This window comes from Sulfurimonas sp. (assembly GCF_014859695.1).
In the GTDB taxonomy this organism is placed as follows: domain Bacteria; phylum Campylobacterota; class Campylobacteria; order Campylobacterales; family Sulfurimonadaceae; genus Sulfurimonas.
Window position 1 is genome coordinate 1 of record NZ_JACUTS010000164.1, and the last position, 1883, is coordinate 1883.

At 31.5% G+C, this 1883-nt stretch carries 3 protein-coding genes; all 3 read left to right on the forward strand.

The window, feature by feature from the left end:
• Nucleotides 1–93: 93 nt before the first annotated feature.
• Entirely contained in the window at nt 94–306 is a 213-nt protein-coding gene (locus IBX42_RS12315; RefSeq protein ID WP_294933224.1) for a hypothetical protein, read from the forward strand.
• 576 nt (nt 307–882) lie between these two features.
• A complete protein-coding gene (locus tag IBX42_RS12320; RefSeq protein ID WP_294933225.1) occupies nt 883–1212 on the forward strand; it encodes a winged helix-turn-helix domain-containing protein in 330 nt (109 codons plus the stop codon).
• Nucleotides 1209–1751, forward strand: a complete 543-nt coding sequence (locus IBX42_RS12325; RefSeq protein ID WP_294933226.1) for a hypothetical protein — start codon at nt 1209–1211, stop codon at nt 1749–1751. Before IBX42_RS12320 ends, IBX42_RS12325 begins: the two co-directional genes overlap by 4 nt.
• Nucleotides 1752–1883 lie beyond the last annotated feature (132 nt).

The following is a 1883-nucleotide window of genomic DNA, read 5'->3' on the forward strand; positions in this document are numbered from 1 at the left end:
AGAAAATTAGAGGTATTTACGAACTTTTTTACAAAAGTGCGTAAGGTCAGTTAATTAGAATTAAAATTATAATGTGACAAAAAGGGTGTGTTTATGGTAAAAGTTAAAATTGAAGAGTTCGAGTCTATGCTAGAAGACTTAATGCCTGATGAAGCCACTGCAAGAACATTTGGGATTTCTAACACATCATATGGCGCAGATAGTCGTTTGAAGATAACATCTGTAAAAGTAGCAGAAGAAGATGGACTTACTTTTGTCGGTACCACAGAAAGATTTGGACAGCTATTTTATATTTATCAGTATTAATAACGCGAATTCAAAAAATAGTTGCAAACATCGTTATTTTTTATCGTGTTAAACGCTATGATTAAAATTATCATGAATTGACGTTCTGAAAAAATAAATGTCATTTTGCTGGAAGAGATATTTCATTTTTGAAACCTTAAAAAAGTATCACAAATGAGGATAAATAGTATCACTAACTGAAAAATTATCTTTTGGGGTGTCTAGAAAGTCCTGTTTTTAGAGGGTTTTATTAAAAAGATGGTGCGGATGAGAGGACTTGAACCTCCACACCTTACGGCACCAGATCCTAAGTCCATTTTTGAGAGCTTTTCATCTTTTCTTAAACTGTTTCATTTCCTTTCAAAATCCATATATTTAGGGCTTTATAAAAGGTTTTAAATTTTCATATCATCTCATCTATTTTCATTGTTTTTCAAATTTTGTAGTAAAAACTGTAGTAAAAAAAATGATTTTTCAAGTAAAATTCTAACATCTATTTTTTTAATTTGCAATTCTGTTTATGATATAATTAATATATCAAATGATATAAATAGTATTTCATATGATTTAAATATTATATCAACATAAGGATTTATCATGTTAGAGGCACTTTTTGGAACCAAAAATAGAGAATTAACATTGCAATACCTACTTGTATTCAAAGAAGGATATGCACGAGAAATAGCTAAATATTTTGATGCGTCTTTACCCTCTATCCAAAATCAACTAAAACATTTTGAGGAAAATGGTTTAGCACTTAGCAAAATGTCTGGTCGTACAAAAATCTATTTTTTAAATCCGAGGTATGCTTTTCTTTCAGAACTTACCACATTACTTGATAAAGCCAGACTATATTATAAGCCGGAATTAAAAGAAAAACTTGACATGCAAAGAAAACGACCAAGAAGACCAGGAAAACCACTATGAAAAAACAAATTAAAGATATGGATATCAAAGAACTAGGTGGGCTGATTTGTGATGCCCTCATCAAAAAAGACATACATGTTGTTCTCTCCGGGGGTTCATGTGTGGAAATTTATAGTAGAGGCGAATATACATCATGGGACTTGGATTTAATCAATCAATATAATGAGCAATTTAAAAAAATTCATGCTGTAATGCAGGAGCTTGGATTCAAAGAACATAATAAATATTTTGTACATGCTGAAACAAAATATTTCGTTGAATTTCCATCTGGACCGTTAGGTGTTGGCGATGCACCTGTTGAGAATATTGCCGAAATTGATACAGATGCAGGCGTATTAAGACTTTTAACTCCAACAGACTGTATAAAAGATAGACTTGCTGCCTATTATCATTGGGATGACGAGCAGTCTTTACAACAAGCTATATGGGTTGCTGAACAGAATGAATATAATCTCCAATCAATAAGAGAGTGGTCTATAAAAGAAGGTTCAGAAGCTAAATATAGTATTTTTGAAAAAAGTCTCAAACAAAGGCATTAGTAAATGGCATTAAAACCAGCAGGTGGAAAATATGAGGGTATTTGGGTTAATGAGCTCAAAAATGGCGATATCTCTTACTACTCAACTTTCGCACCTAATTTACCAAAAAAACAATCCAAAAGTATTGCACTA

What these genes read in the sequence shown, in the direction of transcription:
- IBX42_RS12315 (WP_294933224.1), top strand. Translation starts at nt 94, where the DNA reads ATGGTAAAAGTTAAAATTGAAGAGTTCGAGTCTATGCTAGAAGACTTA.
- IBX42_RS12320 (WP_294933225.1), top strand. Translation starts at nt 883, where the DNA reads ATGTTAGAGGCACTTTTTGGAACCAAAAATAGAGAATTAACATTGCAA.
- IBX42_RS12325 (WP_294933226.1), top strand. Translation starts at nt 1,209, where the DNA reads ATGAAAAAACAAATTAAAGATATGGATATCAAAGAACTAGGTGGGCTG.